Genomic DNA, 23696 nt, shown 5'->3' with positions numbered 1-23696 from the left:
GGCGGGTGCCTAGGTTGGTGTGGCGGATTTGTCCGGCGCTGTTGTGGCGGGCGGGTGGTAGGTGACGACGGCGACCACGAACACCGCAAGAGTCGCGAGGACGTAGCTGCTGCCGATGATTTGTTGCCACCAGGCCCAGCCGAGTTCGAGGTCCTTCGAATGCGGCAGGAGCCATTGCGGGCCGATCATGAACAGGACGGTGAAGGCGGCGACGGAGCCGATGAACCAGCGGTTGCGGGTGCCGCGGGCGATGGCGTCGGCGGCGACCAGGATGGCGGGGGCGATCCAAACCCAGTGGTGCGACCAGGAAACCGGGGACACCAGCAGTACCGCGGCAGCGTTCACCATCAGTGCGGCGACCTGCTGTCCCGCTTCGAGCAGGCGGTGCATCCACACCGCGGCGAGGGCAAGCGCGATGAGCGACAGGGTGATCCAGATCAGGGTGGCCAGGGAATCGGAGACACCGAGGCGGAAGGCCATGCCCTTGATCGACTGATTGCCCGCGAAGTACGGCGGGCCGATGCGGCCGGTATCGGCCAGGGTGTGGAACCAGTATTCGGCCGAATCGCTCGGGAACAGCAGGAATCCGAGTCCGACCGCGACGATCGCGGAGACGATCAGCGTGCCCGCCGCCTTCCAATCCCGGCGCAGCAGGAAGTACAGCAGATATCCGGCCGGAATCAATTTCACCGAGACCGCGATGCCGATCAGCATGCCGCGCGGCCAGAACGGTTTGCGGACAAGGCAATCCATGGTGATCGCGGCCATCAGCACCAGATTGATCTGGCCGAAGCCGAAGGTCGCCCGGATCGGTTCGGACGTTTGCGCCACCGCGACCATACCGATGACCAGCGCCAGCACGGTCCGCCGCTCGAGGCTCGGGCGCAGCCGCGCGAGCACCAGCCAGAGCGTGATGCCGAGGCTGAGCACCGAGGTGGCGGTCACCAGCACCTCGGCCAGCGGCAGCGGCATCAGCGCGAGCGGTGCGAAGAACAGGGCGGCCAGCGGGGGATAGGTGAACGGCAGTCCGATCCCCTCGACCGGGGGCATCGGTCCGTACAACTCGCCGTCGTCGAGCCAGACGCGCGCACCGTTGCGATAGACCTGCAGATCGATGTATCCGTTCCACCAGTGCGCCACCAGCGAGACGATGGCCGACACGGCGAACATCGCCACGGCGATCAGCAGCCAGCGCACCTGCGGATTCGACAATGAGAATCGTGGCGAGATGTCCGAGTCGGCTTCGAGCCGGATGTCCTGCGTGGTGACGGGCTGCTCGGCCGGATCCGCAACCCCCGATCGATCGTTCACCGCCAAAGAGTAGCGGTTGCGAACTCCCGCAATGTGTGCCGACCCGAGGCATCCGCGCCCGAAAACCGGCGATCCGGACGACCGGTCGATGCGAGCGGCTGTCCATCGAGGGCCACGGCTAAACTTCATGGCGAATCCCCAGCTTCGCGCTCCGGCCCGAAAGGACCCTGGTACTCCGTGACTCCGCAGGTCGACACCGTCAGCGCAGCCGCAGCAACTCCCGACGCCCCGCAGCCGTACAAGGAGCTCGGTCTCAAGGACGACGAGTACGCGCGGATCAAGGAAATCCTCGGCCGTCGGCCGACCGACGCCGAATTGGCGATGTATTCGGTGATGTGGAGCGAGCACTGCTCCTACAAGTCCTCGAAGGTGCATCTGCGCTACTTCGGCGAGACCACCACCGACGAGATGAAGTCCGCGATGCTCGCGGGCATCGGTGAGAACGCGGGCGTCGTCGATATCGGCGAGGGCTGGGCGGTCACTTTCAAGGTGGAGAGCCACAACCACCCGTCCTATGTGGAGCCGTATCAGGGTGCGGCCACCGGCGTCGGCGGCATCGTGCGCGACATCATGGCCATGGGCGCGCGGCCCATCGCGGTGATGGATCAGCTGCGCTTCGGTGCGGCGGACGCGGTCGATACCCGGCGCGTGGTCGACGGTGTGGTGCGCGGTGTCGGCGGCTACGGCAACTCGCTCGGCCTGCCGAATGTCGGCGGCGAGACCGTTTTCGATGCCTCCTACCAAGGCAACCCGTTGGTCAACGCGCTGTGCGCCGGTGTCATGCGGGTCGAGGATCTGCATCTGGCCTTCGCCTCCGGCGCTGGCAACAAGATCATTCTGTTCGGTGCGCGCACCGGCCTCGACGGCATCGGCGGTGTTTCGGTGCTCGCCTCGGATACCTTCTCCGGTGACGAATCCGGTACCGGCCGCAAGAAGCTGCCGAGCGTCCAGGTCGGCGACCCGTTCGCCGAGAAGGTGCTCATCGAGTGCTGTCTCGAGCTGTACGCGGCCAAGCTGGTGGTCGGCATCCAGGACCTCGGCGGTGCCGGATTGTCCTGTGCCACTTCCGAACTCGCGGCGGCGGGCGACGGCGGCATGCATATCGACTTGACCAAGGTGCCGCTGCGCGCCAAGGGCATGACACCGGCCGAGGTGCTCTCCAGCGAATCGCAGGAGCGCATGTGCGCGGTGGTCACGCCGGAGAACGTGGACGCGTTCATGGCCGTCTGCCACAAGTGGGATGTGCTGGCCACGGTCATCGGTGAGGTCACCGAGGGCGACCGGCTGGTGATCAGCTGGCACGGCGAGACCGTCGTCGATGTGCCGCCGCGCACGGTCGCACATCAGGGCCCGGTATACGAGCGCCCGGTCCAGCGACCGGATTTCCAGGACGCGCTCATCGCCGACACCCCGGATACGCTGCCCCGGCCGAAGACACCGGAGGAACTGCGCGCCACCGTATTGCAGATGGTCGCCAGCCCGCAGCTGTGCAGCCGCCGGTGGATCACCGAGCAGTACGACCGCTACGTCCGCGGCAATACCGTGCTCGCCGAACACGCCGATGCGGGTGTCATCAGGATCGACGAGGAGACCGGCCGCGGCATCGCGCTGGCCACCGACGCGTCCGGCCGCTACACCAAGCTCGACCCCTACACCGGCGCACAGCTCGCACTGGCCGAGGCCTACCGCAATGTGGCCACCACCGGCGCGACGCCGAAGGCCGTCACCAACTGCCTCAACTTCGGTTCTCCGGAGGACCCGGGCGTCATGTGGCAGTTCCAGCAGGCGGTGCGCGGTCTCGCGGACGGCTGTGTGGCCCTCGGCATTCCGGTCACCGGCGGCAATGTCAGCTTTTACAACCAGACCGGTCAGGACGCCATCCTGCCGACCCCGGTGGTCGGCGTGCTCGGCGTCATCGACGATGTGCACCGGCGCATCCCGACCGGACTCGGCCTGGAGCCGGGCGAGACGCTGATCCTGCTCGGCGAGACCGCCGACGAATTCGGCGGCTCGATCTGGTCGCAGGTCGCGCACGACCATCTCGGCGGCGTGCCACCCAAGGTCGACTTCGCCCGCGAACAGCTGCTCGCCGAGGTGCTGACCTCGGGTTCGCGCGACGGCATGATCAGTGCGGCGCACGACCTTTCCGAGGGCGGCCTGATCCAGACCGTGATCGAGGCCGCGCTGGCCGGCGAAACCGGTTGCCGCATTCTGCTCCCCGAGGGTTCGGATCCGTTCGTGCAGCTGTTCTCCGAATCGGCGGGCCGGGTGCTCGTCGCGGTACCGCGCTCGGAGGAGACTCGCTTCACCAAGATGTGCACCGCGCGCGAATTGCCGTGGATGCGCATCGGTGTGGTCGATCAGGGCTCGGATTCCGTCGAGGTGCAGGGCCAGCTCTCGATCACCCTGGACGATCTGCGCGAGGCGCACGAGGGCACGCTGCCGAAGCTGTTCGGGGCCAGTGCCGTTTGAACGCGCCGGAGGCTGGTGAAGTCTCGGCAGTCCTACGCAGGGCTGGATTTGCGGCGTTCGCTGTCCCCTCCGTGGTCACGCTCCGCTACCGCCTCCGGGGCCTGAGCTCGCTCCGCGACGGCGTCGGCAAGCTTGTCGGCGCCGTCGAGCGTTTCTTCCACCCGAACTACGTCGGCCTCATCGTGGCCACGGTGTTCTTCGGCTGGTCGCTGACACCCTCACTGCTGCCACGGGATTGGCTGTTCGAGGGGCTGGTCAGCGGGATCAATGCGGCCATCGGCTACGGCATCGGCTGTCTGTTCGAATGGATTTACCGCAAGTGGTTGCGGAAACCGTTGCGCCGCAAGGTCGCTCAGTTGCCGCCTGCGGTCACGCGGGTGTGGGCGCGACGGCCGAAATGGCTGTCCGGTGCGGTCAAGACCACGATTGTGCTCGCCTGTCTCGGCGTCGCCGTTTTCCTGCTGATCGAATCGGCCCGCTGGCAGCGCGAAATCACCGCGCTCATGGGCATGGAACCCATCACGACCTCCGGATTCCTGCGCACCGGCGCAATGAGCGCGCTGGTCGGCGCGATCGTCATCGCGGTGTTCCGGATACTGCGGCGGCTCGTCCGTTCGATCGCATTCGAGCTGATCAGGCGCGCCCACTTTCCGCGCCAATTGGCCGTGCCGACCGGTGTGCTCGTCGTGGTGGTCGCGATGGTGCTGCTGTTCAATGGCGTGCTAACCAAAGTCTTTTTCGACGTGGCGAATTCGGCCTTCAGCGTACGCAACAGCCACACCTCGCCGAATGCCGTACAGCCGCTACTGCCGGAGCGCTCCGGCAGTCCGAACTCATTGGCGGCCTGGGATACGCTCGGTTCCGAGGGCCGCTGGTTCGTCTCCTTCGTGCCGACCGCCGCCGATATCAGCCAGGTCACCGGTAGGCCCGCGCGTGAACCGATTCGGGTCTACGCCGGATTGGAATCGGCCGACGGCCCGCAGGCGCAGGCCGAATTGGTCGCGGCGGAGTTGGAGCGCACCAAGGCATTCGAGCGCAAGGTGCTGGTGGTCGTGACGACGACGGGCACCGGCTGGGTCGATTCGTCCAGCGCCGAATCCATCGAGCTGATGTACAACGGCGACACCGCGATTGCCGCGACCCAGTATTCCTATCTGCCGAGTGTGCTGTCGTTCCTGTCCGATAAGGACAAGGCCACCCAGATGGGAAAGCTGGTCTTCGACAAGGTCTACGAACATTGGTCGGCCCGGCCGAAGGAGGCGCGGCCCAAGCTGCTCGTCTACGGCGAGAGTCTCGGATCCCAGGGCTCCGAAGGTGCTTTCACCGGTCTGGCCGATATCCGATCGAAGACCGACGGCGTGCTGTGGGTCGGACCGCCGAATTCCAACCGGCTGTGGAGTGAATTCACCGCCCGCCGCGATCCGGGCACACCGGAGATCCTGCCGACCTATGCCGACGGACTGGTGGTGCGCTTCTCCGACAGCCGCGCCGACCTGTGGAAGCCTGGGGACAACTGGCTGCCACCCCGTATCGCCTATCTGCAGCACGCCTCCGATCCGGTGGTCTGGTGGTCGCCGGATCTGCTCTTCAGCGAACCGGATTGGCTGCGCGAACCCCGCGGGCCCGATGTTTCCTCGCGGATGGCGTGGTATCCGATCGTCACGTTCTGGCAGGTCGCCGCGGATCTGCCCAGAGCGCAGAGCGTCAGCGACGGACACGGGCACAACTACGGAAACCTGGTTTTGGATGCGTGGGCCGCGATCGCGCAGCCGCCGGATTGGTCGGCTGATCTGGCGGATCGGATCCAGGGTTATCTGGCGATCTCCTCGGCCCGTGAGCACCAGCTGAAATAAAGCACACACCTGGGCGGGCCCGAACCCCTCGTTGCCGGACTCGCCCAGGCGCGCGCCATCAGGCGACGGATTTGAACGGATCGTGTTCCGCCATCAGCTTTTCCATCCGCGCCTCGTCCAAGCGGCGGCCGATGCTCGCCGATTCCTGTTGGTCGCGAACGACCTTCGCCAGGGTGAACGCGCTCGACACCAGGAACAGCACGGACATGCCGAGGAAGCCGCGCTGTGCGATATCGAGTGGCAGGTAGAAGATGCCGACGCCGGTCCCGAAGAAGCTGACGCCGAACGCGATCGCGGCTTGCGCGAGGAAGGCCGAAGAGGTTTTCGGCCGGGCGTTGGGATTGCTCATGCCTGCGCCTCGCTGACGCTCGGCTCCGGCATGCGCAAGGCGCGCTGGCACATTATTCGTTCGCTTCGCTCACTCATGGATATGAAGTCTGCTGATTCGGCGCGCTGCGCAACCGCGTACAACTACTCGAGCGCGTTGGGTAGTTGCCGGACGACGCGGTAGTGGCACTGCCGCTGGATGATTCGCGAATCGTGTCGCTCGGTCGGCCGAGCGGGCGCTGTGATCTGTGTCGGCAATATCGCGTGACGCTCCGGGCACGCACCCGCTGACCCGAGCGCACCCGCATACTGTTCGAGTGATGATCGCTACGGACCCGTTGACGTCGCCGCCCGTGCCCGATCCCACCGACAACCCGGGCATCGCGCCGTCGCGCTGACCGATGCTCGAAACCACGACCACCCTGACGAAGCTGCGTACGCGCGGCGTCGTGGTGGTGCGCCGTGCCGAGGACATCATCGATCTGAACTATGTCGGGCTGGTCTTCGCGACGATCTTCTTCGCACTATCGGTGACGCCGTCGCTGGTGCCGCGCGACTGGCTGTTCCAGGGCCTGATCAGCGGCATCAATGCCGCGCTCGGCTACGGTCTCGGCTGCCTGTTGGAGTGGTTGTTCCGGCTCTGGGTCCGGCCGCGGCTGGGCAAGCTGCTGCGCGACCGGATCGCACCGCCGCCGACTTGGGTGCGCTATGCGGTGAAATCGGCGATCCTGCTCACTGCCGCCGTCACCGCGGCCTTAATGCTGGTGCAGTCGGCCCGCTGGCAACGTGAGATCACCGCGCTGATGGGTATGGAGGGCACCACAACCCCCGCGTATCTGCGCACGGGATTGCTCAGTATCGCGGTGGGGACCGGGGTGGTCGCGGTGTATCGGACGCTGCGCGAGATCATTCGATTCCTGGCTCGCCAGCTCAACCGCTGGGTGCGGGTGCCGCGCGAGCTGGCGCCATCGGCCGGATTCCTGGTTCTGGTGGTGCTGACCGTCACGCTGTTCAACGGCGTCGCCTCGCGCGCCTTCTTCGCGGTGGCCAACTCCGCATTCAGCGTGCAGAACGATCACACTTCGCCGAATGCGGTCCAACCGGTGCAGCCCGAGCGGTCGGGCAGTCCGGCCTCGCTGGCGAAATGGGATTCGCTCGGATTCGAGGGCCGCTGGTTCGTCTCGCACGGTCCCTCCGCGGCCCGGATCACCTCGATCACCGGAAAGCCCGCGCGCGAGCCGATCCGCGCGTATGTGGGTCTGGAGTCGGCGCCGCGCGGTGACGCGCGAGCCGAACTCGCGGTCTCCGAACTGGAGCGCACCGGCGCCTTCGACCGGAAGGTGCTGGTGGTGGTCACCACGACCGGCACCGGATGGGTGAATTCCATGGCGGCCGGCGCCATCGAGTACATGTACGGCGGCGATTCCGCCATCGTGGCCTCGCAGTATTCGTATCTGCCCAGCGTGCTGTCCTTCCTCGCGGACCGCGGCAAGGCATCGGATGCGGGTAAGCAGCTGTTCGACGCGGTCTACCAGCATTGGTCGGCGCGGCCAGAGGGGGCGCGGCCGAAGCTGCTCGTGTACGGCGAGAGCCTGGGCTCGCAGGGCTCGGAGGCGGCCTTCGACGGACTCGCCGATCTGCGCTCCAAGGTCGATGGTGCGCTGTGGGTCGGACCGCCGAATTCGAATCGACTGTGGGAGCAGTTCGTATCGCGACGCGATCCCGGATCGCGCGAGGTCGAGCCGGTGTACGCCGACGGCCTGGTGGTCCGATTCGCCTCCGACAGTGCCGATCTCGCGCGTCCGACCACCGAATGGCGAGCCCCGCGCATCGCCTATCTGCAGCACGCCTCCGACCCGATCGTCTGGTGGTCCTCGGATCTGATCTTCTCCCAACCGGATTGGCTCTCCGAACCGCGCGGCTCCGATGTGTCCTCGCAGATGCGCTGGTGGCCGTTCGTCACGTTCTGGCAGGTCACCTGTGACCTGTCCAATGCGCAGGGCGTCACAGACGGGCACGGGCACCGGTACGGGAGTCTGGTATTGGACGGCTGGATCGCCGTTGCGGCACCGCCGGATTGGACCGTGGAACAGTCCGACAGGATCCGGGCCCAGATCGAGGTCGCCGAGGACTACGAGCGCGAGATCAAATGACGTTTATCGGGCGTATTGCGAAAACTGCTGTCGCTGTTGGTGTTCCGTTGGCATGGAGCAATTGGCTGTTGCCGCGCTTGAAACTGGATCTGCGCGGTCGCACCGCTGCCAATGCCGGATTCGCGACCGGTTACGCACTGGCATTTCGCGGCCGTCCGAACTGGTTGTCCGCGCGGGGGCTCGGTTACGGACTCGTCTCGGCGGGCCTGGTCGCCGCCGGTTATGGTGTGGCCGTTGCCATTCCGGCGCTGCGCGATCGCCTCGGTGGGTTCGCCGACCGGGCTCCGGATGTCCCGCTCGATGAGTGGGTCGCGGTACATATCCCGATCGGCACCGTCTACAGCGAGGAGCTCATCTTTCGCGCGTCGCTTAACCTGTTGCTGGACAAGGAGTTCGGGCCACGCTTCGGCGCGTTGATCGGAGCGAGCACCTTTGGACTCTGGCACATCCATCCGGCACGCGCCGCAGGCGACAATGTGCTCGCATCGATTGCCGCGACCGCAGCGGGTGGCCTCGTATTCGATCTGCTGTACCGCCGCACCCACAGCGCCACCGCCCCCGCTCTGCTGCACTTCGCCGTGAACGCCGGTGGTGCACTTGTGCCGCACCTCGCCGGTCCGCCGAGCAGTTGACGGCTTCGGCCGCTGCCACGTTGCGGCTCCCTGCTGGTGGCCGAATCGTCCATCCTGGCGCGAAAGAGCCCGAACGTGCACACCTGACCGTGACGACCGAACTCTTTGCCGCCATTGACAATTGAAAGGTGTTCTATGAGCATGGCTGCGGTACTCAGTGCTCGGGACACACTCACAGACGCGAGGTTTTCGTCAGCCACGGCAAAGGAGACCAGGGAAATCATGGGGGACGACCAGCACGACGAGGACACTCGAAACGCGAGCCGACCCGAGCAGGAAGTCCCTCCCGGGCGGCGCAGCTGGGGCAGTCGCCACCCCGTTCTCGCCGCGATACTCTTGCCGGTCATTCCCGGTTTGATCGTCGGCTTGATCATCCTCGTACCGGACAAGTTCTTCGATGCCAAGCAGGACGGAAACTCTTCCGCGCAATCCCCGCCACCGACCCAGCAGGCCTCCCGGACCGAGCCCGCCGACCGACCGACCACTGTCTCCGCGCCCGCGACATCGACCTCGTCGGAGGACGTTCGGTGGTCCGGCACGGTCAACCTGACCTACCTCGACCTGGACTCCGTCCCACCCAGGGTGGTATCCGGGAACAACGGCGCCAGCACGTGGGCCAGCTACAACTACACTTCGTCCAAAAAATTCTCCGAAGCCACGCTGTACGGTCGGCGAGGCGACTTCCTTACCGTGCAGCCCACCATCGCGTCCTGGAGCAATACGACCAAGCCGACCCGGCAACAGTGCGCAGACCTCATCGCCACCCAGGGCGTCGAATCCTACCCATCAGCAAGAACAGCAGCTACTGTGTCGAGACCGCGGCCAATCGGGTCGCCTTTATTACCGAACTTTCGCTCAGCGACGCCATCCACGCCTACACGGCAGTGGTGACCGTCTGGTCCGCCACCAGCTGATGGGCCTCGCCCACACCACCCCATTCTCGCTCGATCCGGCGGGAATCCCCCGGATTCGGGCATGAGCAAGGCGCTGAGGCCGGTCGGCCCCCAGTATTCTCGGCATCGTGGTAGGACGAGCAAAGGTTGATCCGGCGGAACTACGAACAGCAGTCGCGGCGGTCAGTACTTGGCTGCGCGACGATTCGACGCCCGCCCCCGCCAGGCCTGAACTCGCGGCCGCGGTCCGCACCACCGTCCGTACCCTCGCCGCTTCCGCACCCGGCCACTCCGTCGAGGTCCGCGTCCCACCTTTCGTGGCGGTGCAGTGCATCGAGGGTCCACGGCACACCAGGGGCACACCACCGAATGTCATCGAAACCGACCCGCGCACTTGGCTTCTGCTCGCGACCGGCCTCCTCGACTTCGACGTCGCGGTGGCATCGGGCACGGTCACCGCTTCCGGCAGCCGAACTGGCGAAGTCGCCCACTGGCTGCCCATCACGCGCGCCACCACAGACTAACGATCAGCCGCACTGCCATTGCGGTGCTGGGCGCGTAGTGTGCCGTACCCGGCTTACCTTCCGCAGTCAGATACACCCCCCAGTGGTCAGCTGGCTGTGGCTGCGCTCTCGAGCGTTTGTCGAGGGTAGTCAAATGGTGGTTGTGGGTGGGGTTGGAGCAACCATTTGACTACCGCCGATGAGCTCGAACCACCATTTGACTCCCCTCGATGGTGGCGGCGGTTTTCACGAGAGGCATTCGGCAGGGGTGAGTGGATGCCCGGGACAGCCATTCTCACAACAGGTTCCGCGGTCCAACCATCCCACTGTTCCCACATTGTGCCCAGAGGAGACGTGAATCCCGGTGAGGGATACGAGGATTCGCAAGCGCTAAGAGCGTGTCTCATGTCGCAGGTGTCGACACAAGAGTCGGGAAGTACGCAGGCAGTAGCCAGTTGTACTCACCACTGTCGGGGGTACACAGTTGGAGCCAGTTGATAGCATGGGTGCTGGTCGGGCAGACTGCTTCGGCGTACGCGACCAGGAGGTGGTCGCCGCCATTGATATGGGTCAGGCCAGGCCGATATTTCGGGGGCAAGCGTATAGATGTCGTTTGCCGAAGGCCACCTCCCACGCGCGTTCTCAAAGAACCGCCTCTTGACGTTGAAGTGATTCGTGGATGTGCATGAGAATTGTTGTGCTGCATGATGTTTTGTCGTGACAGCCGCGTTCTCCAGCCGGTTGGTGCCCGACGAGCTGTGGGAGCTCGTCGAGCCACTATTGCCGAATTTCAGCCCTCGTACACAATGGGGTGGGACCGCGCCGGTCGACCAGCGGGCGGTATTCGCAGCGGTGGTGTACGTGTTGACCAGCGGTTGTGCGTGGCGGCTGCTGCCGCCATTATTCGGTGTCACCGTGCCGACGGCGCAGCGGCGGTTCAGCGTGTGGACCGAGCCGGCTTGTGGCGGCGTTTACACCATGCTGTGCTGGACGAGCTGGGAAGCCGAGCCTTGATCGATTGGTCCGCACGGTGATCGATGCGGCGTCGGTGCGAGCCAAAAAAGGGGATCCATGACCGGGCCGAGCCCGGTCGACCGCGGCAAGACCGGCTCGAAGATCCACGTACTGTCCGACCGTGCCGGACTGCCTCTGTCCGTGGGCATATCGGCGGCCAACACCAACGACGCCGAGGCGCTCAAACCACTCGTGAAGGCGATTCCCGCGGTTCGATCTCCATGTGGCCCGCGTCGGCGCAAGCCCGCGAAGCTGCACGCGGACAAGGCATACGACACCGCTGAACTGCGTCGATGGGTGCATGCGCGAGGCATCGGCGTCCGCATCGCCCGCAAAGGCATCGAATCCTCCGAACGCCTCGGTCGGCACCGGTGGGTCATCGAGCGGACGATCTCCTGGCTGACCGGCTACCACCGGCTCAACATCCGCTACGACCGCAAGGCCACACACTTCCTCGGTTTCCTCACCCCCGCTGCCGCACTGACCTGCTACAAGAAACTGGTGAAATCAACGACATGAGACACGGTCTAAGGGTAGACAGTGTCGGCGGCCTGGGTCAGGCGGTCCAGCAGCGCGGTCCTGATGGCCGGGCGGGAGCCGAAGACCAGCGTGAAGGTCGCCTCACGCAGTGAGCGCTCGGCGAGATTGCCCCGCGTGACGGCCGCGCTACCGGTGGCCGTCACCAGAGCCGTCGCCGCGCGGACCGCGAGTTCGGAGGCGCGGGCGCGGGCCAGGTAGACATCCGACTGGCCGGTGAGCGCATCATCGAGTTCGGTTCGGATGCGGGCGGCTTCGGCGGCCGAAGCGGTGGTGTCGATGCCGAGCCGCGCGAGTTCGCCGAGGCAGCGCCGCACGATGCCGAGAGCGATCGCGCCGTTGCGCCAGGCGGCCAAGATGAAGGAGGCGTTGAAGCTGCGCAGCGAAATCCGGTTGTCCACAGCGGAATCGGGCACCTGGACGCCGTCGAAGGTGAGCGTCACGGTCTTGCTCGCGTCGGCGGCGATGAGCGGGAGCGGGGTGGCGTGCATCGTGGGGCCCGGTTCGGCGGGCACCAGCACGCTGATCAGCGATCCCCCGTCGTCCGCATCGCGCGCCATCACGCCGAGGACGTCCACCAGACCCCACCCGGTGACGAACGGCGCGGTGCCGTCGAGCACATACCCACCGTCGACGCGACGCGCGATCAAGCCGGGTTGGTCGTTCGCGCCCGCGTAACTCACACCCGCGCGTACCCGGCCGTGCCGCAGGTCCTCGGTAAGTCGTTCGCGCAGTTCGAGATTCGGTGAGGTGGCGATCCGTCGCGCGACCCCGAGATGCTGCGCCCAGACGAAGGTGGTCGTCAGACATCCGGCGACCAGGATCTCACCGGCCTGGGTGAAAGTGGCGATATCCATATCGTCGGCCATGGTCGCGCCGTAGAACCCGTACTCGGCGAGCAGGTCGAAATGGGTGCCGGGAATTTCGCCGGTGCGGTCGACCGCGTCGGCCTGTGGTGCGAATATCTCGTCGGCCAGATAGCGCGCGTGTTCGATCCACGAATTCACACCACTCATCTTGGTGCATGCCGCGAACTCGGTCGCACCCGCCACGGGGCTCGCCTCAGCCGCGGGACAGATCGCGCCGATGCAGGCCCCTGTAGTCGTAGTACCGGGTGATGAAGGTGCCGAGCACCAGCCCGATCGCGAGCCCGAACGCCGCCATCCACACCCCGCGGGACAACCCCGCCGGGAAGTTCGCGTCGAAATAGAGAATTGCGCGCACACCGACGAACACCTGGTGCATCGGCTCGAATTTCGCCAGCCAGCCCAGATATTTCGGCGTCGCCTCGATCGGCACGGTGCCGCCCGAGGAGGGCAGCCCGAGAATGATGAACAGGATCAGGTTGATCAGCAAACCCGCCGAACCGACCGCTGCGAGGATGGACAACCCGGTGATCCCGACCGCCATGATGGCCAGCACGCTATAGAGAAACAGCGTGAGCGGATGATCGATCGGCATATCGAGCAGGCCGGCCACACCCAGGAATACGCCCGCGACGATATTCGCGGTGATTACCATCACACCCCATTTGATCAGCAGCGTATTGAACCGGGAGATCGGAGTGGCCGGAAAATGCACATACCAGGGCCCGTATTCGGTGGGCACGAATCCGAGTGCGGCATCGATCATGGTGTGGATGGTCATCGAGCCGACCAGTCCGGCGAGCAGAAGTAGCAGCGCGTAGAAGAACGCCGTCAAACCCTGTCCGGTGCCGGACGGCAGCGGACGGAACGGTGAGATGACGATGTGCACCGGATCCGCGAGCGCCACCCGCGTCGCACCCGTCAACTCGGGCGCTGCCCCGCCGCTCGGCGGCGTCAACTGCGCATTCACCTGATCGGTCAGCTTCTTACCGACCTGCTCGTTCACCTGGGCCAGCGCCTGGGTGCCGATGGTCGTGACGATATTGGTGACGAACGCTCCACTGCGCGGATTCGTCTGCAGCGTGAGCGTCGGGCGCTGGATATCACCGGGCACCACACTGCCCACACCGAGAATTCCGAGGCGCTTACTGAAATCGCTGGGGATGAGGATCGTGCCGTAGACCGCACCGGACTGCATCTTCAGTTCGGCGTCGTTGATGCCGAGCACCTGTAGATCGACTTTGTCCGCCGGAATGCCCTGCCGCAGCGCATCGGTGATCTGTGTGCCGAAATTCACCTGCTGCCCGCCGACCGTATCGCCGACATCCTGGTTCACCAGGGCGATCGGGAAGTCGTGCAGGTTCTTTTCCGGATCGACGACGTAATCCAGATACATCGTGGCCAGCAGCGCCATGAACAGCGTCAGTACCGCGATCGGGACCAGCCACATGCGCGCGGTCAACCGGGTCGCCGACCCCCGGGTGCGCGCACTGTCCGAAGTCGTCACGGCTTGGCACGGTAGCACCGTGCCGTGCGGAAAAACGGCAGCGTCGCTCGGCGATTGCTGTGCCTACCCGGTGGCGGTGATCGCGGCGCATCGTTCACCCGTAGAATGGCCATTGCCCCCAGCCCGCCCGAACAGGGAGCAAACGGTGACCAACGCCGAGATGCCGGTCGAAACTACCCCCGATCAGGTCGAGAACGAACCACGCGAAGAGTGTGGTGTGTTCGGAGTCTGGGCGCCGAGCGAGGACGTGGCCAAGCTCACGTACTACGGCTTGTATGCGCTGCAACACCGCGGCCAGGAAGCCGCGGGCATCGCCGTCTCCGACGGCTCACAAATTCTGGTCTTCAAGGATCTGGGCCTGGTCAGCCAGGTATTCGATGAGCAGACACTGGCCGCGATGCCAGGTCATATCGCCATCGGTCACTGTCGCTACTCCACCACCGGCTCCACCACCTGGGAGAATGCGCAGCCGATCTTCCGCACCACCTCGGTCGGTTCCGGACTTGCGCTGGGCCACAACGGAAATCTGGTCAACACCGCCGAATTGAGCGCGCGCGCACGCGAACTCGGGCTGATCGGCGTGCCGCCGGTCTCCGGTGGTCGCCCCGCGCCGATCACCGCCACCTCCGACTCGGATGTGATGACCGCGCTGCTCGCGCACGCCGCCGCGGATTCGAGCATCGAGCAGGCCGCGATGAAGCTGCTGCCGACACTGAAGGGCGCGTTCTGTCTGACCTTCATGGACGAGCACACCCTCTATGCCGCGCGGGACCCGCACGGCGTTCGTCCGCTGTGCCTCGGCCGGCTCGAGCGTGGCTGGGTCGTAGCCAGTGAGACCGCCGCGCTGGATATCGTCGGTGCCGCCTTCGTCCGGGAGATCGAGCCGGGCGAACTGCTGGCGATCGATGCCGACGGTGTGCGGTCCATGCGCTTCGCCAATCCCGAACCCAAGGGCTGCGTCTTCGAATTCGTCTACCTGGCCCGGCCCGACAGCACTATCTCCGGTCGCTCGGTGCACGCCACCCGGGTGGAGATCGGTCGTCGCCTGGCCAAGGAACATCCGGTCGAGGCCGATCTGGTGATTCCGGTGCCGGAGTCCGGCACCCCTGCCGCGGTCGGTTATGCGCAGGGCTCGGGTGTGCCGTACGGGCAGGGCCTGATGAAGAACGCCTACGTCGGGCGCACCTTCATCCAGCCGAGTCAGACCATCCGCCAGCTCGGCATCCGACTCAAGCTGAATCCGCTGCGTGAGGTGATCCGCGGTAAGCGGCTGATCGTGGTGGACGACTCCATCGTGCGTGGCAACACCCAGCGCGCGTTGATCCGGATGCTGCGCGAGGCGGGGGCGGTGGAGATCCACGTGCGGATCGCCTCGCCGCCGGTGAAGTGGCCGTGCTTCTATGGCATCGACTTCGCCTCGCGCGCGGAGCTGATCGCCAATGGCGCGGGCGCCGATGACAGCTACGACGACATGGTGGAGGCCGTGCGCCGTTCGATCGGCGCGGACACGCTCGGCTACATATCCACCGAGGGCATGATCGCCGCCACCGAGCAGCCGCGCTCGCGGCTGTGCTCGGCCTGCTTCGACGGTGAATACCCGATCCCGCTGCCCACCGAGGCGGCCATCGGCAAGAACGTGCTCGAGGGCATGCTCACCGGCCAGTCCGAGGCAATGTTGTTGAGCGAGAACGCGAATGCGAGCGCACTGAGCCGCCCCTGACAGAATTCGATGATCACGAACCCCTCGGCGAAAGCCGGGGGGTTCGATCTTGTTCGGCCGCTTCCGACGCGAGCTGTCCGCGGCTGTGCCGTGGCCTACTCGAGACGCGGCGGCGACGCTCTCGAGGCGAACCTGGTCATTCGTCCGGTGATCCGGCGTTACCCGCGCACCATTCGTAACCTCCGCTAACCCGCCCGTGATTTTTTCTTTGAAAACGCAACATCCCAGAAATGGATCCTGGGTACGGTGCCCGACATATCGGAAGTTCACCGTGCCCGCCGCTGTCCTGTGATCCAGCACACGCGGCGTGGCGCGCTCGAGAAGTGGGGCCTGATGATGAGGGTTTCGAAGAAGCCTGGGCGAGGCAACCGGACGCGACGAATCGCGGCGGTCGGGATGGCGGCGCTGGCCGTGTCCGCGATCGCGGGATGCGGTTCAGGGCGCACCGGCGGGGGTGGTGACGGGGCCGGTTTGGTGGCGGGCACCACCGACAAGATCTTCTCGCTCGACCCCGCGGCCGCCTACGACAACGGTTCGCTGCTGGTCGAAACCCAGATCTATTCGTATCTGCTGAATTTCGCGCCCGGCGATGCCACCCCGAAGCCGGACGCCGCGGAGAAGTGCGACTTCAGCTCCCCGACGGTTTACACCTGCAAGCTGAAGTCGGGACTCAAGTTCGCCAATGGGAATCCGTTGACCGCCAAGAGCGTCAAGTTCTCCTTCGATCGCATGCTGGGCATCAACGACCCGAACGGTCCCGCCTCGCTGCTGGGCAATCTCGAGAAGACCGAGATCGCCGACGATCTGACGGTGAACTTCACGTTGAAGGTCGCCAACGATCAGACCTTCCCCGCCATCCTGCCGACCCAGGCCGGTCCGATCGTGGACGAGAAGGTCTTCCCGGCCGACAAGGTGCTGCCGGATGAGGACGTGGTGAAGACCAAGGGCTACTCGGGCCCGTACACGATCGCCAGCTACGACAAGAACAAGCTGGTCGAGTACCAGGCGTTCCCGGACTACAAGGGCATCCTCGGCACACCTAAGACATCGCAGGTCTCCACCAAGTACTACGCGACCTCCGACAATATGAAGCTCGATCTGCAGAGCGGTGCGCTCGATGTCGCCTACCGATCCTTCACGCCGACCGATATCGAATCGCTGCGCAAGGACAGCAAGGTCAAGGTGGCGGACGGGCCCGGCGGCGAGCTGCGCTACATCGTCTTCAATCTGAACACCATGCCGGGCGGCACCCCGGAGCAGAAGCTGGCGGTGCGCAAGGCCATCGCCTCATCGATCGACCGACCCGCGCTGGCCGAGGGCGTCTACAAGAACACATATCAGCCCGCGTACGGCTTTGTGCCGCAAGGCATGCCGGGTGCGGCCGAGCCGCTGAAGGACCTCTACGGGGCCAAGCCCAATAAGGATGCGGCGGCGAAGTTCCTCTCCGGTGCGGGCGTCGCGACACCGGTGGAGCTGAACCTGCAGTACAACCCCGATCACTACGGTTCGAGCAGCTCTGAGGAGTATGCGGCGATCAAATCGCAACTGGAGTCGACCGGGCTGTTCAAGGTGAATCTGCAATCCACCGAATGGGTTACCTACCAGAAGGAACGGGCCCGGGACGGTTACCCGCTCTATCACTTCGGCTGGTTCCCGGACTACCCGGACGCCGACGACTACCTGACCCCGTTCTTCGGCCCCAACAACTTCCTACAGTCGCACTTCGAGGACCCGAAGATCAACTCGCAGCTCACCGCGGAGACCACCGAGCAGGACAAGACCAAGCGCATCAAGCTGATCGAGGACGTGCAGAAGGATCTCGCGCAGAACTACCTGCCGACCCTGCCGCTGCTGTCCGGTAAGCAGATCGCAGTGTCGAATCCGAGCGTCAAGGGTGTGTCGGACACACTCGACGCGTCCTTCAAGTTCCGGTACACGGTGCTGAGCAAGTGACATCGGGCGAAGCCGGGCCCGAAGCTGTTGCCACCGCTGAAAAGCAGGCACCGGTTCGGGCCCGGCGCTTCGGGCTGCCATGGGCCGGGAAGCCGAGTGGGGATTCCCGGCAGCTGGCGTTGTTGCGGTACTTGGTGATTCGACTGTTATTGATCCTGCCGACGGCGTGGATCCTGGTCACTGTCGTGTTCTTCCTGATGCGGGTGATCGGCGATCCGATCAGCGCCGCAATGGGCGGACGGATGACCCAGGAACAGATCGAAGTGCGTAAGGAGGCCGCCGGTTTGAACCGGCCGATCCTGACCCAGTATTGGGAGTACATCTCCGGGCTTATGCACGGGGATTTCGGTCACTCCCAGGACAATCGGCAGATCAGCGAGGTGGTGACAACCTACGGGGCGGCCACCCTGGAACTGGTGTTCTGGGCGCTGCTCGTCGCCTTTGCGGTCGGCGTTCCGCTCGGCAGATACGCTGCGACACACCGTGATTCGACGGCCGACGCGGGGCTGCGGTTATTCGCCATCCTGGCCTACGCGGCGCCGGTGTTCTTCGTTGGTCTGCTGCTGAAGCTGATCTTCGCGGTGAAGCTGGAGTGGCTGCCGGTCGCCGGTCGGGCGAGCACCCCCGTCGAGTTGCAACTGCAGCATGTCTCGCCGAAGACCAACATCATGGTGGTCGACGCGATCCTCTACGGGGACAACAGCTATCTGATCGATGTGTTGAAGCATGCGATATTGCCCGCGGTCGCACTCGGTCTGTTGACAGCGGGCATTTTCCTGCGCCTGGTGCGCGTCAATCTGATCCAGACGCTGCACAGCGAATTCGTGGATGCCGCACGCGCACGCGGACTTTCGGCGCGGGTGGTGACGGGGCGACATGCCGTGCGCAACGCGATGATTCCGATCATCACGGTGATGGGCATGTATATCGCGACGCTGCTCGGCGGCGCGGTGCTCACCGAGACCACCTTCGAATGGAAGGGGCTGGGTTATCAGCTCGCGGAATACCTGCATCAACGCGATTTCATCGCGGTGCAGGGGATTGTCGCGTTCCTGGCGCTGGCCGTCGCGGTCATCAGCTTCCTGGTGGATGTCATCGTCGCGCTGATCGACCCGAGAGTGAGGTTCTGATGACCGCTCCGGAATTGGCGAACGAACCACTGGTGATGCCGCCGGTGCCGACGGCGAAGCGCAGGCGGATCCCCGGATTGCGGCTGTTCACGATGACCGCCGGATTGCAGCGGGTGACGCTGATCGTCGGACTCGGCCTCGTCGCGGTATTCGTATTCGTGGCGATCTTCGCGCCGCTGATCGCACCGTACGGACTCGCCCAGAACTCTTCGGACGGTGTCGCTTTCGTCGCACAGCAACCGCCGTCGGGTCAGCATTGGTTCGGTACGTCGGTGCGCAGCGAGGATGTGCTGTCCCGGGTGATCTTCGGCGCCCGTACCGCGCTGTTCGTGATCGCGATCTCGCTGGTGATGTCATTGGTTGTCGGGGTACCGCTGGGACTGGTGTCCGGGTACATCGGACGTGCCCTCGACCGGGTGCTGGTGCTGTTCATGGACGCCATCTACGCGTTCCCGACCCTGCTGCTCGCGATCGTCGTGTCCATCGTGGTCGCGGGTGGGCAGTCGAGCAGCTTCGGCGGCGTCCTGTCGGCCGCCGTCGCGATCACGGCGATCTATGTGCCGCAATACTTTCGGGTGGTTCGCAATGCGACCGTCGCGGTGAAGAACGAACCGTATGTGGACGCGGCCAGAGTCACCGGTGCGTCTACCACTCGAATCATGTTCCGGCACATCCTCGCCAACGTCACCCAGTCGCTGCCGGTGATCGTCACCCTCAACGCGGGCGATGCCATCCTGACGCTGGCCGCGCTCGGCTTCCTCGGCTTCGGTATCGAACCGACCCAGGCCGCCGAATGGGGTTACGACCTCAACAAGGCGCTTTCCGATGTCTCCAATGGCATTTGGTGGACGGGCATCTTCCCCGGCACGGCCATCGTTCTGGTCGTTCTCGGGCTGACATTGGTCGGCGAAAGTCTCAACGAGGTGCTGAATCCGTTGCTGCGCACCCGTCGTGCCCTCGCCCCGGCCACGGTCGCCAGCGACACCGCCCTCGAAAAAGATGTTCCCGCAACGGAACTCACCGCCGCTGAACTGGATCTGCGCGAAAGCGGCAGCGTCGCAGATAAAGACAGTTCAGCAGGGGAAGGAGTATCGCAATGACGGAAGCGGTCGCCGAGACCAAACGCCCGGCGCTGTCCATCGAATCGCTGTCGGTCACCTTCGCCACTGATGCGGGTCCGGTCTACGCGGTCAGCAATGTCTCCTACGAGGTGTACCCCGGCGAAGTGCTCGCCATCGTCGGGGAATCCGGCTCCGGTAAATCGGTGAGCTCGCGCACCGCGATCGGACTGCTGCCGAATACCGCGCGGGTCGATGGCCTGGTCACCCTCGGCGCGGACAAGGTCACCTCGATGAGCGAGCGGCAGCTCACCGCCCTGCGTGGCGGCGCGATCTCGATGATCTTCCAGGAGCCGGGTCGCGCACTCGACCCGCTGTTCACGGTGGGCTATCAGATCGCCGAGGCACTGCGGGCGCACAGCGATATGAGCCGCAAGGCCGCCAAGGCCAGGGCGATCGAACTGCTGCGCATGGTCGGCCTGCCCGATCCGGAGCATCGGGTGGACTACTACCCGCATCAGCTCTCCGGTGGCCAGAAACAGCGCGTGATGATCGCGATCGCGATTTCCTGCGAGCCGAAGGTGATCATCGCCGACGAACCGACCACCGCACTCGATGTCACCGTGCAGGCCGAAATCCTGGAACTGCTGCGCGATCTGCGCGATCGCATCGGCAGCGCCATCGTGCTGATCACGCACAATATGGGCGTGGTCGCCGATATCGCCGACCGGGTGGTGGTCATGCGCGACGGCAAGGTGGTCGAACAGGCGCCGGTGGACGAACTGTTCGCGGCGCCGAAGCAGGAGTACACCCGCAAACTCCTCGCGGCCGTACCGCATTTGGGTACCGAGCAGTTGGAGCACGGTGCGGTCGAGGAGGTCGCCGCCGGCGAGCCGGTGCTCGAGGTGTCCGATCTGGTGGTGCAGTTTCCCGGACCATTCGGCCGACCGCCGTTCCGCGCCGTGGACAACGTGATTTTGTCCATTCGGCCCGGCGAAACCCTCGGCCTGGTCGGCGAATCCGGTTCCGGGAAGTCGACCATCGGCCGCTGCGTCGCGGCCTTGCAGCGCCCGACCTCCGGGGTCGTGAAGGTGCGCGGACAGAACATCGCGGAGCTGTCGCAGCGGCAGCTGCGACCGATTCGCCGCCGCTTCGGATTCGTCTTCCAGGATCCGGCCAGCTCGCTGAATCCGCGGCTCACCGTCGGCGACTGCGTGGCGGAACCGCTGATCGTGCACAAGGCGGGCAGTTCCACGGAGATCCGGGCACGAGTCCGCAAACTCCTCGATGACGTGCAGTTGCCCGCGGGCACCGAACGCCGCTATCCGCACGAACTCTCCGGCGGCCAACGGCAGCGCGCCAGCCTGGCCAGAGCGCTGGTCCTCGATCCGGACCTGCTGGTGGCCGACGAGCCGACCAGCGCGCTGGACGTCTCGGTGCAGGCGGCGGTGCTGGAGCTGTTCGGTCAGCTGCAGCAGGAGTGCGGCTGGGCCTGCCTGTTCATCAGCCACGATCTGGCGGTCGTCGACCAGCTGGCCGATCGGATCGTGGTACTGCGCAACGGGGCGGTGGTCGAGCAGGGTGATCGTGATCGCATTCTGCGCCGTCCAGAGCAGGAGTACACCCGGCGACTGGTCGCCGCGGTGCCGGTGCCCGATCCGGTGGAGCAGCGACGCAGGCGTGCGCAAACAGCCGCCCTATTCGCGACAGAGCAGGCTGCCCCGCCTCCCCGGGACTTCGGCCGGTCGTGAGTGCCGGAGGGCTCGAGCACTGGGCCGACGGTTGGGTGCGGCGGCACCTACTGGGCGTGCGCGCTGAGTTACCCGTGTACTTGCGAAATCAGTCGTCGCTTTTGTCCTGGTGGTGGCCATCCAGCACTACGTCCGGTGCATGCTTGTTATCCGGCTCCGGTAGCGTGAGCTGGCATCTATCCGCCGATTCGGTTTGGAGCTCTCCCCGAAAATGACTGAACAGACCCCCAGTGGTGCCGGTGCTTCCTACGCCGCGGCCGGCGTGGACATCGAGGCAGGTGACCGCGCAGTCGAGTTGTTCGGGCCATTGGCGAAGAAGGCCAGCCGACCCGAGGTGCAGGGTGGGCTCGGCGGATTCGCCGGGCTGTTCGCACTGAAGGGTGGCTACCGCGAGCCGTTGCTCGCGGCCTCCACCGACGGGGTCGGCACCAAGATCGCGGTCGCCCAGGCGATGGACAAGCACGACACGGTGGGCCTCGACCTGGTCGCCATGGTCGTGGACGATCTGGTGGTCTGCGGCGCCGAGCCGCTGTTCCTGCAGGACTACATCGCCATCGGCAAGGTCGTCCCGGAGAAGGTGGCCGAATTGGTCTCCGGTATCGCGGAGGGCTGCGTGCGGGCGGGCTGCGCACTGCTCGGCGGCGAGACCGCCGAACATCCCGGCCTGATGGATCCCGACGACTACGACCTGTCCGCGACCGGTGTCGGCGTGGTCGAGGCCGATTCGGTGCTCGGACCGGACCGGGTGCGTCCCGGCGATGTGGTGATCGCCATGGGCTCCTCGGGTCTGCACTCCAACGGCTACAGCCTGGCCCGCAAGGTGCTGCTCGATATCGACCGGATGTCGCTGACCGGCCACGTCGAGGAGTTCGGCCGCACCCTCGGTGAGGAGCTGCTCGAGCCGACGGTCATCTACGCCAAGGACTGCCTCGCGCTGATCGCCGAAACCGATGTGCGCACCTTCGCACACGTCACCGGCGGTGGCTTGGCCGCGAATCTGGGCCGGGTGATTCCCGCCGGCATGGTCGCCGAACTGGATCGCGGCACCTGGAACCCGGCGCCGGTCTTCAAGATGATCGCCCAGCGCGGCCGGATCGATCGGGTCGAGATGGAGAAGACCTTCAATATGGGTGTCGGCATGGTTGCCGTAGTGGCGCCCGAGGACGTCGACCGGGCACTAGCCGTGCTGACGGCACGGCACATCGCCTGCTGGACCCTCGGCACCGTCAAGAAGGCCAAGGACGCCGACGCGGTCCGCGCCGTACTGGTCGGCGAGCACCCGCGCTTCTGAGTCTGATTTGCAGCGCCTTCGGCGCGGCGTGTTCGCGGCCCCTTGGTGTCTCGCGTCCGACCCTTTCGAGCGACCTGCAAGCAGTCGCTAGCGGCGCCGTCGAGACATACGACTGCGTCGTATGCGCTTCGACGACTCGGCTGTGTTCGATGGCCGCGCCTTCGGCGCGGACGCGAGACGGGCCGCGAACGGTCGCTCGTAAGACTCGCGCGTCGTGGTTTCGCTTGTCGCGCATGGAAATTCACAACAGCGTCCCGCATCGTCGGATGCGGGACGCTGTTGTTGTGCAAGCCTCGAATGGTTAGTCCGGTCACGCGGCGTCAACGGGTGAAGGGGGAGGCCCGTCGGCCTCCCCCTTCGTCGTCTACCGAGTCAGCGGCGCCAGTCGTTGTAGTCGTTGTCCTCGTCCCAGCGGGATGAGGATTCGTCCGCATCGTGCTCATCGGACAGCACACCACCACTCAGCTGGGAGGTGGGACTACCCGAAAGCTCGCGCTGAAGGCTCGCGAAGTCAGTCGGCGCGGAGCTGTACTTCAGCTCGCGTGCGACTTTGGTCTGCTTTGCCTTAGCCCGGCCACGGCCCATGGCTGACCCCCTCGCGTCACTGCGGGGCGGCCTGGGGTTTGTTGGCGGCCCCGTTCGAATTAATACTCTTCCTGACAGACACTTTAGCGTGTGTCAGGCGGTCGCGCTTCCAGGAGTGGGGGAAGAACTCCGGAAGTGGC

The 23696-nt window shown here is 65.4% G+C and carries 16 protein-coding genes and 1 pseudogene; 12 read left to right on the top strand and 5 right to left on the bottom strand.

Annotation, left to right across the window (positions count from 1 at the left end):
- Positions 1 to 9 precede the first annotated feature (9 nt).
- Positions 10 to 1311, bottom strand: a complete 1302-nt coding sequence (locus ACZ60G_RS17555; RefSeq protein ID WP_465811122.1) for a glycosyltransferase 87 family protein — start codon at positions 1309 to 1311, stop codon at positions 10 to 12.
- Between the two features lie 177 nt (positions 1312 to 1488).
- On the opposite strand from ACZ60G_RS17555, the gene purL reads away from it, so the two are divergent.
- Together purL and ACZ60G_RS17545 are read left to right on the top strand one after the other, a co-directional pair.
- On the top strand, positions 1489 to 3783 hold the full coding sequence (gene purL, locus ACZ60G_RS17550; RefSeq protein WP_465811121.1) for a phosphoribosylformylglycinamidine synthase subunit PurL: 2295 nt from the start codon (positions 1489 to 1491) through the stop codon (positions 3781 to 3783).
- 71 nt (positions 3784 to 3854) lie between these two features.
- Positions 3855 to 5636: an alpha/beta hydrolase gene (locus tag ACZ60G_RS17545; protein WP_465811120.1), complete on the top strand. Its 1782-nt coding sequence runs from the start codon at positions 3855 to 3857 to the stop codon at positions 5634 to 5636.
- Between the two features lie 58 nt (positions 5637 to 5694).
- Here the strand turns inward: ACZ60G_RS17545 and ACZ60G_RS17540 are convergent, their stop codons facing one another.
- A complete protein-coding gene (locus ACZ60G_RS17540) occupies positions 5695 to 5985 on the bottom strand; it encodes a YiaA/YiaB family inner membrane protein (protein WP_465811119.1) in 291 nt (96 codons plus the stop codon).
- Positions 5986 to 6364: 379 nt separating this feature from the next.
- On the opposite strand from ACZ60G_RS17540, the gene ACZ60G_RS17535 reads away from it, so the two are divergent.
- The 4 genes and pseudogenes from ACZ60G_RS17535 to ACZ60G_RS17520 all read left to right on the top strand — a co-directional run bounded on the left by ACZ60G_RS17535 (position 6365) and on the right by ACZ60G_RS17520 (position 11677).
- Positions 6365 to 8116 (top strand): alpha/beta hydrolase, encoded by a 1752-nt coding sequence (locus ACZ60G_RS17535; protein ID WP_465811118.1) that lies wholly within the window; start codon positions 6365 to 6367, stop codon positions 8114 to 8116.
- A gap of 47 nt (positions 8117 to 8163) precedes the next feature.
- Positions 8164 to 8748, top strand: a complete 585-nt coding sequence (locus ACZ60G_RS17530) for a lysostaphin resistance A-like protein (protein WP_465811117.1) — start codon at positions 8164 to 8166, stop codon at positions 8746 to 8748.
- A 1021-nt stretch (positions 8749 to 9769) separates the two neighbouring features.
- A complete protein-coding gene (locus ACZ60G_RS17525; RefSeq protein ID WP_465811116.1) occupies positions 9770 to 10165 on the top strand; it encodes a sterol carrier family protein in 396 nt (131 codons plus the stop codon).
- Positions 10166 to 10888: 723 nt separating this feature from the next.
- A pseudogene (locus tag ACZ60G_RS17520) lies at positions 10889 to 11677 on the top strand (IS5 family transposase).
- Between the two features lie 8 nt (positions 11678 to 11685).
- Here ACZ60G_RS17520 and ACZ60G_RS17515 read toward each other — a convergent pair.
- Together ACZ60G_RS17515 and ACZ60G_RS17510 are read right to left on the bottom strand one after the other, a co-directional pair.
- Complete coding sequence (locus ACZ60G_RS17515) at positions 11686 to 12747, bottom strand: acyl-CoA dehydrogenase family protein (RefSeq protein WP_465811115.1); 1062 nt, start codon at positions 12745 to 12747, stop codon at positions 11686 to 11688.
- A gap of 10 nt (positions 12748 to 12757) precedes the next feature.
- On the bottom strand, positions 12758 to 14011 hold the full coding sequence (locus ACZ60G_RS17510) for a YhgE/Pip domain-containing protein (RefSeq protein WP_465811161.1): 1254 nt from the start codon (positions 14009 to 14011) through the stop codon (positions 12758 to 12760).
- Between the two features lie 217 nt (positions 14012 to 14228).
- Here ACZ60G_RS17510 and purF point away from each other — a divergent pair, with 217 nt between their 5' ends.
- The 6 genes from purF (at position 14229) to purM (ending at position 22971) form a co-directional block, all read left to right on the top strand.
- Complete coding sequence (gene purF, locus ACZ60G_RS17505) at positions 14229 to 15788, top strand: amidophosphoribosyltransferase (RefSeq protein ID WP_465811160.1); 1560 nt, start codon at positions 14229 to 14231, stop codon at positions 15786 to 15788.
- Positions 15789 to 16184: 396 nt separating this feature from the next.
- Positions 16185 to 17741, top strand: a complete 1557-nt coding sequence (locus tag ACZ60G_RS17500) for an ABC transporter substrate-binding protein (protein ID WP_465811159.1) — start codon at positions 16185 to 16187, stop codon at positions 17739 to 17741.
- Between the two features lie 119 nt (positions 17742 to 17860).
- A complete protein-coding gene (locus tag ACZ60G_RS17495; RefSeq protein WP_465811158.1) occupies positions 17861 to 18871 on the top strand; it encodes an ABC transporter permease in 1011 nt (336 codons plus the stop codon).
- 35 nt (positions 18872 to 18906) lie between these two features.
- Positions 18907 to 19971, top strand: a complete 1065-nt coding sequence (locus ACZ60G_RS17490; protein ID WP_465811157.1) for an ABC transporter permease — start codon at positions 18907 to 18909, stop codon at positions 19969 to 19971.
- Positions 19968 to 21680 (top strand): ABC transporter ATP-binding protein, encoded by a 1713-nt coding sequence (locus ACZ60G_RS17485; RefSeq protein WP_465811114.1) that lies wholly within the window; start codon positions 19968 to 19970, stop codon positions 21678 to 21680. The genes ACZ60G_RS17490 and ACZ60G_RS17485 overlap by 4 nt, the downstream gene beginning before the upstream one ends.
- Positions 21681 to 21891: 211 nt before the next feature.
- Positions 21892 to 22971 (top strand): phosphoribosylformylglycinamidine cyclo-ligase, encoded by a 1080-nt coding sequence (gene purM, locus ACZ60G_RS17480; RefSeq protein ID WP_465811113.1) that lies wholly within the window; start codon positions 21892 to 21894, stop codon positions 22969 to 22971.
- Between the two features lie 372 nt (positions 22972 to 23343).
- On the opposite strand, the gene ACZ60G_RS17475 is transcribed toward purM, so the two are convergent.
- The gene (locus ACZ60G_RS17475) at positions 23344 to 23556 is read right to left on the bottom strand and encodes a DUF3073 domain-containing protein (RefSeq protein ID WP_465811112.1); all 213 of its coding nucleotides are present in this window, start codon (positions 23554 to 23556) and stop codon (positions 23344 to 23346) included.
- Positions 23557 to 23696: the final 140 nt, after the last annotated feature.

The sequence above is a fragment of the Nocardia sp. NPDC102475 genome, from assembly GCF_055584605.1.
This window is presented reverse-complemented; position numbering and strand designations above follow the sequence as displayed.

Bases quoted from the DNA above. Each gene is read 5' to 3' on its own strand.
- ACZ60G_RS17475 (WP_465811112.1), bottom strand. From the start codon at position 23,556: ATGGGCCGTGGCCGGGCTAAGGCAAAGCAGACCAAAGTCGCACGCGAG.
- ACZ60G_RS17540 (WP_465811119.1), bottom strand. From the start codon at position 5,985: ATGAGCAATCCCAACGCCCGGCCGAAAACCTCTTCGGCCTTCCTCGCG.
- ACZ60G_RS17485 (WP_465811114.1), top strand. From the start codon at position 19,968: ATGACGGAAGCGGTCGCCGAGACCAAACGCCCGGCGCTGTCCATCGAA.
- ACZ60G_RS17500 (WP_465811159.1), top strand. From the start codon at position 16,185: ATGGCGGCGCTGGCCGTGTCCGCGATCGCGGGATGCGGTTCAGGGCGC.
- ACZ60G_RS17510 (WP_465811161.1), bottom strand. From the start codon at position 14,011: ATGTGGCTGGTCCCGATCGCGGTACTGACGCTGTTCATGGCGCTGCTG.
- purM (WP_465811113.1), top strand. From the start codon at position 21,892: ATGACTGAACAGACCCCCAGTGGTGCCGGTGCTTCCTACGCCGCGGCC.
- ACZ60G_RS17535 (WP_465811118.1), top strand. From the start codon at position 6,365: ATGCTCGAAACCACGACCACCCTGACGAAGCTGCGTACGCGCGGCGTC.
- ACZ60G_RS17490 (WP_465811157.1), top strand. From the start codon at position 18,907: ATGCCGCCGGTGCCGACGGCGAAGCGCAGGCGGATCCCCGGATTGCGG.
- purF (WP_465811160.1), top strand. From the start codon at position 14,229: ATGCCGGTCGAAACTACCCCCGATCAGGTCGAGAACGAACCACGCGAA.